Annotated in this window: 5 protein-coding genes; 1 reads left to right on the top strand and 4 read right to left on the bottom strand. The window is 71.1% G+C overall.

Features of this window, described 5'->3' with window-relative positions; genetic code table 11:
• Window positions 1-269 precede the first annotated feature (269 nt).
• Complete coding sequence (locus tag G6R24_RS22645) at window positions 270-2438, top strand: hypothetical protein (RefSeq protein ID WP_217451631.1); 2169 nt, start codon at window positions 270-272, stop codon at window positions 2436-2438.
• A gap of 167 nt (window positions 2439-2605) precedes the next feature.
• Here G6R24_RS22645 and G6R24_RS16865 read toward each other — a convergent pair whose 3' ends face one another.
• From G6R24_RS16865 to G6R24_RS16850, 4 genes are all read right to left on the bottom strand, one after another.
• A complete protein-coding gene (locus G6R24_RS16865) occupies window positions 2606-3532 on the bottom strand; it encodes an SDR family NAD(P)-dependent oxidoreductase (protein WP_163550194.1) in 927 nt (308 codons plus the stop codon).
• Between the two features lie 118 nt (window positions 3533-3650).
• Window positions 3651-4424, bottom strand: coding sequence for a 3-hydroxyacyl-CoA dehydrogenase (locus G6R24_RS16860; protein ID WP_163550193.1), 774 nt, complete (start codon window positions 4422-4424; stop codon window positions 3651-3653).
• Window positions 4425-4548: 124 nt separating this feature from the next.
• The gene (locus G6R24_RS16855) at window positions 4549-4860 is read right to left on the bottom strand and encodes a putative quinol monooxygenase (protein ID WP_163550192.1); all 312 of its coding nucleotides are present in this window, start codon (window positions 4858-4860) and stop codon (window positions 4549-4551) included.
• A gap of 199 nt (window positions 4861-5059) precedes the next feature.
• Window positions 5060-6277 (bottom strand): ABC transporter substrate-binding protein, encoded by a 1218-nt coding sequence (locus G6R24_RS16850; protein ID WP_225438639.1) that lies wholly within the window; start codon window positions 6275-6277, stop codon window positions 5060-5062.
• Window positions 6278-6520: the final 243 nt, after the last annotated feature.

Raw genomic sequence — 6520 nt, 5'->3', positions numbered from 1 at the left:
GTCATATCCGGCGATCAGGTGACCGGGCCGGCGCACCAGACATCCTTCGGACATCCACCGGACAGGGCCGGGTTGACGCGGGGTGTCGGACCGTGCCGCCCGACCGCGCCGACCAGGCAGCGGTGCCACGCACATTTCACCGGGCATTTCCGCGAAATCATCAGTGATCTGACGGACCTTGCCTCACATCTCGAGACCGCCCGACAATTCGTCGTGAACCGCGGTTCTGTGCAGACCGCGCGGAACCGCGTTCGGCGAGAGGAGTTCGGTTGCCCACCGATCTGTCCACGGACATTGTGCGGACGTCCGCCCAGGCCGGACGCCTGGTTCTCTGGGAGGAGTCAGCCCGCGACGGCGCCCAGGGGAAAACCCTGATGAATGCCGAGTTCCGGATAAGGATCGCCCGGAAACAGGGGCAGATCTTCGGTGTGCACGGCGCCCGACATGTCGTTTTCGCCGCCGGGTTTCCGGCGGTGTGCGGCGAGGAGTTCGAGGTGACCCGGCGGGTCGCCCTCGAGGTGGACGGCGCGGTGAGCCCGGCGGCGGTGTGCCGGGCCACCGCCGCCGATGTCCGCCAGGCCGTGGCCGCGGTACACGCGGCCGCCCGCCGCCGGGTGATGATCGTCGTGCCGGCGTCCGACCTGCTGGCGGATGTGATGCTGCACCGGACGGCACGCGCGATGCTCACCCTCGCCCCGGAGCTGGTCGACGAGGCGCACGCCGCGGACCGCACGGCGGGCGGGGTGACGGGCACGCTGTCGGTGGACGTCTGCCTCGCGGACGCGCCACGGGCCGATCCGGTGCTGCTCGCGGAGCTCGCCGAGCGGGTGACCGCGGCCGGCGCCGGCGTGGTCGTGATCGCCGACACCATCGGCGATCTGCTGCCCACGCAGACAGCCCGGCTGTTCGACCGGTTGCACCACAGTATCGGCGATCAGGTGGTGCTCGCCTCGCACCTGCACAACGATCTCGGACTGGGGCTGGCGAACACGCTCGCGGCGCTGCGGGCCGGGGTGCGAGTGGCGGCCTGCTCCTGGCTGGGCCTGGCCGAACGCAGTGGGATGGTGGCCACCGAGCAGCTGTTGTTCCTGCTCGCCTACCGTCCCGAGATCGTGGCGGACCTGCTCGGCGACACCGACGCACCCGGGCGGGGAGCCGACCTGTGGTGGGCCGAGCCGGATCTGACCCGGCTGCCGGAGATCGCCGAGATGGTCTCCGCGCGCACCGGCCTGCCGTTGTCGGTCACCACACCGATCGTCGGCAGCGGCGTCGGCACCATCTCCACCGGGACGCCGTTCGTCCACCCCGGCGCGTTCCAGCCCTTCGACCCCCGGCGCGTCCTGGGCGTCGAACCCCACGTCCTGCTCACCCAGCTGGCCAGCGCCCGGGTGGTGCAGGCCGTCGCCGAACGTCTCGGGTTCGCGCCGGACCGGGCGCAGACCGTGGCCGCCCTACGCTGGGTGAAACAGGAGGCGTATCGCCGTGACCAGGCCGTGATTCCCGACGAGGACCTCGCAGGCTTCCTGCGCGACGCCGGCACGCTTCCGGGGCCGGTTCCGGTGGCCGGCCCCGGTTCTGGCACTAGCCCCGGTTCTGGCACCGGCCCCAGCTCTGGCACCGAAGGCCGCGCGGTGAGCGCGGCGACGGCGCCGCAGGAAGTCCGGGCCGCGCTGGTCGCCGGGCGAGCGGTCATCATGCCGAATCCGCCGCCGCTGACCTACGTGGTCGCCGCCACCACGCCCACGGCCGTCAACCAGGCCAAGCGCCGGCCGGTCGACCAGGAGGTCGCGGTCTGGGTCACCGGTGACGCGCTGCTGGGCGAGCTCGCCGACCTGGTCGCGCTGGCGGCCCCGGAACGCGGCTTCGCCACCTGGTTGCTGCTCGAGGAGCGGGTCACACTGCTGGTGCCCCTGCGCCCGGACATGGACGTGCCGGGCTGGCTGTCCCCCGCCGTCCGCGGCGGCTACGCCCTGCTGTTCGGGGCGCGCTGGGCACCGGTGCTGCCGCTGCTGTCGGCCTTCCGGCTGCTGTACGTCAGCAGCGCCAACCGGACCGGCCGGCCACCGGCTGCCACCGCCACCGACGCCGCCGCGATGTTCGGCCCCGACATCCCGATCCTCGACGCCGACACGATCACCACCGACACGACCACCACCGAGACAGTAACCACCGGGACGGTCACCACCGAGATAGTCACCACCGGGACGGCGTCGGCCGGGGCACGCACGGGCGCGACGACGATGCTGCGGCTGGGCGCCGACGGCACGCTGGGCCTCGTCCGCCACGGCGCCCACGACCGCCCGGACGGACCGGGCGGGTCCGCGGCACTGCCGGTCGTCGACTATCTCACCGACGTCCAGGCACGGTTTCGGGCCACGACCCTGCTGCCTCGTTCGTACGAGGCGACGCTGTCCTTCGACCATGGCCACGTTCTGTGACGCCGCTGCCGGGGCCCACGGGTGTGCAGGGTGCACACGGGTCGCCGTGGGGGCATCCGCGTCCGATTTGCCCCCCGTTACGACCCGCGTAGGGGGATCTTGCTGTGGGGCCGGTTGCGGGGCGTGGCGTTGGCGGGGGTGGTGTGCTGGCTGTCGAGCCGGACGGCTCAGACGGCGGCGCCGACGCGGTCGACCAGCGCGAGCGAGCGCTCCCACAGGGCGGCGCGGACGGCACCGTCGTAGGCCTGCGGGTTGGCGCGGGTCTCGCGCTGACGGTCGAAGAACCGGCCGGTGACCAGCCGGTGGGTGGCCTCGACACCGGTCTCGAGGGCGTCGACGCTGTGGCCGACTTCCAGCAGCACCATCTTGGTCGGCATGTACGTCGCAGGGTGCAGGCTGTTGACGGTGATCTCGGCGGGGTCGACCCGGTCGGCGAGTTCGAACCCGGACATGATCTGCGCGAGCTTGCTCTGGGCGTAGGCCCGTCCGCCGTTGTAGGCGCGCTCGAGCATGAGGTCGTCGAAATCGAGGGGATGCTGGCCGAGGGAGGCGACGTTGACGATCCGGGCCGGCGCACGCCCGACCGGGCCGGCGGTGGTCGAGCCGGCGGTGGCGGTGGCGCGCAGCAGCGGCAGGAGGTCCAGGGTGAGCAGGAACCCGGCCAGGTAGTTGACGGCGAAGCGCAGTTCGTGGCCGTCGGCGCTGGTGCGGCGGGTACGACCGTCGGGTTCGCCGGAGCCTATGCCGGCGTTGCTCGCGAGCACGTCGAGTCGGTCGGTGGCGGCCCGCACGTCGCCGGCAAGTCGGCGGACCTGGGCCAGATCCGCCAGATCCGCCTGGACGGTCCGCACCCGCGGGCCATCACCGGGACGACCCTCAGGACCGGGACGACTCGCGGGGCCGGGGCTACCCTCGGGGCCGGGACGACTGGCGGGACCGGCGAGTGCGTTGAGTTCGTCGGCCAGCGCGGCTAGTCGGGCAGGGTCACGGCCGTGCAGGATGAGGGTGGAGCCTTCGGTGGCGAGTCGGGTCGCGAGGGCCCGGCCGAGGCCGTCGGTGGCGCCGGTGATCAGGACGGTGCGAGGCTCGGTCATGGGCGCCTCCTGCCCGCTTCGCGCCGCGTTGATTCCCGGGAGACCGACGATCCCGGGGCAATGTCAGCCCTTGACGGACGCCACGACGGACGACTCAGCGGGTGGTTCGGCGGACGGCTCAACGGGGCGCCATCCGGACGGCACCGTCGAGGCGGATGACCTCGCCGTTGAGCATCGCGTTGTCGACGATGTGGGCGACCAGGTTCGCGTACTCGGCCGGGTCCCCGAGCCGGCTGGGATGCGGGACCTGGGTGCCGAGCGAACGCAGCGCCGCCTCGGGCAGCGACTCCAGCAGCGGGGTGCGGAACGGGCCCGGGGCGATGGTGACCACCCGGATCCGGTGCTGGGCCAGCTCACGGGCGACCGGCAGGGTCAGACCGACCACACCGCCCTTCGACGCGGCGTAGGCGGCCTGGCCGATCTGACCCTCGTAGGCGGCGATGGACGCGGTGTTGACGAGCACGCCGCGTTCCTCGCCGTCGGGCTCGACCGGGGTGTGGGTGATCATCGCGGCGGCGGCCAGGCGCAGCACGTTGAAGGTGCCGATCAGGTTGACCTCGATGACCTTGCGGAAGCCGTCCAGGGGGCTGGGCTGCCCGTCCCTGCCGACGATGCGTGCCGCCGGGCCGATGCCGGCGCAGTTGACGGCCATGGCGAACGGGCCGTGCGCGAGCGCGGTGTCGACCGCCCGCCCGACCGCGTCCTCGTCGGTCACGTCCGCCGGGATGAAGCTGGCGCCGGAGCCCAGCTCGTCCACGATCTTCTTGCCGTTGCTGGTCGGCAGGTCGACGACGACGACGTGCGCTCCCTGGCGGTGCAGCCGCTGGGCGGTGGCCAGGCCCAGGCCGGACGCACCGCCGGTGACCAGCGCCGACTTCCCCGTGACCTTCATGGCGAGCAGCCTGCCACAGCCCACCCGGCCGACCCGACGATGCCGCGCCCGACGCCGGGACCGTAAGCGCCAAGACAGGACATCGGGGTCGACGCCTCCATGGAGGGTGGCCGTCCCGAACGCGTCAGAGCTGGCCCTGGCTGGCCGTGCCCAGCGGGATCGCCCGCAGGCGGCGGATCACCGGCGCCTCGGCCAGGCCGCCGTCCAGTCCCGAGACGAGGGTCTTCATCGCCGCGCTGGTCCCGTGCTCGTCAAGCAGGTCCTCGGACGTCCACTTCTCGACGATGACGAACTCGTCGTCGTTCTCGTGCAGCGCGTACAGCTCGCAGCCCGCGTCCTGCTCGTGGACGAGCGGGAAGGCCGCCTCGAACGCGGCCCGTACCTGCGCCCGCCGCTCGGGCAGGGGCTTGAGCACGGCGACGACGACAACACTCATCGAATCTCCTTCGACAGGCCAGAAAGGACAGAAAGAACAGGCAGAACGAACAGGGATTACCACAACGAGGCGGGCCGCAACAGACAGTACAGGTGGCCACCGCGCCCGCGGTGACCACCTGTTACTCATCTCAGCAGGTCGACCGGTGTGCCGTCAGCCCCTGTTCACCCCAGTTCGCCGCGGCCACACCGGGTCGGGCTCAGTCCTCGATCGGGGTCGCGCCGAGAACCTTGTAGGCCTGCGGCTGGCCCTTGTCGTCCAGGACCGAGATGATGCCGCCGCGGACGCAGGTGGACGGCGCCAGCGGGTCGGCCTTGCCGTTGCAGCGGAAGCCGATGTCCAGCGCGCCGGCCAGCTGCCGCTGCGGTGCCTTCTTGATCGTGGAGGTGATGTTCGCGGCCGTGATGTCACCGGTGATGCCCTGCGCGCCGGTGACCAGCGCCGTGACCTCGATGAAGGAGGTCATACCGATGTTGCGGGTGGTGTCGATGCCGCTGCCGTAGGTCTCGGCGACGGCGTTGTAGAGCCGGGTCGAGGCGTTGTCCGCGCCGATGGGTGCGGATGCGGCGACCGTCATGCCCTTGAGGATCGAACCGGGCACGGCCTTGCGGGTCGCGTCGGTGATGCAGCCGCCGATGGTGGAGATCGGACCGGTGAAGCCGACCGCCTGCAGACCCTTGAACGCACTGATGCAGAACGAGTCGTTGCCCAGCACGAAGACGAGGCCGGGGTCCTTGCTGACGATGTTCTGCATCTGCGGGGTCATGTCCGCGGTGCCCGGCGGCACGGCGACGACGTTCAGGGCGACTCCGGCCTTCTGGAAGACCCCGGGAGCGACCGTCTTGAGCGAGTCCACCGCGGCCGGCACGTCGATCACGACGTAGGTGACCTTCTTCAGGCCGGTGTCCTTCGCCCGCTGGATCGGGAGCGTGTAGAAGCCGAAGGTGTTGTCCTGGATGGCGAAGGTCGACTCGGTGTCCTGGGTGGTCGCCTTGGTGACGCCGCTGTAGAGCATCACCGGGATGTGCGCCGCGTGCAGCGGCTCCCAGGCGGCGCCGATCACCGTGGAGGCGCCGATGACGGTGGCGACGACCTTCTCTTCGATCAGGCGGTTCGCGCAGTCGGTGCCCTTGCTCGGGTCGGCCGCGGACTCACAGCTGACCAGCTCGATCGGACGCCCGCCGATACCGGCCTTGTGCTGGTTGAGATATTTGACGGTGGCCTTGGCCACCGTGATCTCGATCGAGTTGTCGGAGATATCGGTCTTGCCGTCGGAGATGAAACCGATCTTGACCGGTGCGCCGGCGGCCGCGTTGACGGGCCCCAGCACGCTGCTGGCGCTGGAGGTCACCGTCGGGCTGTCAGCCTTGTCGTCGCCACCGCTCCCACAGGCAGCGACGAGGGCCAGCAGACCCACGGTCGCACCGGCTAACCCGACTAACCGCCCACGCCGACGCTTCGACGGGCGGCTGTCCGCGGTGCCGCGCAGCGCAGTCTCTCGCGGAAGGTTTTGCTGTCCCATAAACTTAACCTCGTTCTCGAACTGCCTGGGTGGTCGTCGCCGGTGGCCGAAGGCCTAAACCCGCGGAACTGGGCGGCGCACACCTCGCCCGCGCCCCTCAACCCCCTCGATCAACATGCAGGTGACCCTAGTCACACT

Source organism: Candidatus Frankia nodulisporulans, assembly GCF_902806475.1.
Taxonomy (GTDB): domain Bacteria; phylum Actinomycetota; class Actinomycetes; order Frankiales; family Frankiaceae; genus Frankia; species Frankia umida.
The sequence above is the reverse complement of the archived record's forward strand: the minus strand, read 5'-3'. Positions and strand labels throughout refer to the sequence as shown.